At 66.3% G+C, this 421-nt stretch carries 1 pseudogene; it reads right to left on the reverse strand.

Annotated elements, in window-relative coordinates:
• Positions 1 to 421, reverse strand: a pseudogene (locus IL252_RS17405) (hypothetical protein); the annotation flags it as partial.

The raw sequence follows: 421 nt of genomic DNA on the forward strand, positions 1-421 counted from the left end.
TCTCCCCATCGACTCTGACGGCGACAGCGTCGGTGTAGGGGCTGTCTTCCTCGATGACCCAGTGGCCCTCCGCGGTTCTGGTACCGCCCCAGTGGGCGATGACCGCTTCCCAAGCGTCAGCGAACTCGCGGGCGTCGGCCTCGCTGTCCCAGGTCGTCTTCCAGACGTAGGCCGTCTCGTCGCCGTTGTCGTAGATGTGCATCCGGCCGCCCTGCCAGCCGTCGGTGGCGGGCAGGTCGTAGTTGTACGGGTCGTCGCTGTCCAGCGATCCGTCCTCGTAGTTGATGACGTCACGCGTCCGGACGACGCTCGACTCGTTGTAGTCATCGGCGATGGTGTACGCCATCGACCCGGCGATGGCAGAGGGACCGACGACGGCGTAGTCGGGCCGATTCCGGTCTGTCGAGGGTCTGACCCGCTC

Source organism: Halomicrobium sp. IBSBa (assembly GCF_017612575.1).
Taxonomy (GTDB): Archaea; Halobacteriota; Halobacteria; order Halobacteriales; family Haloarculaceae; genus Halomicrobium.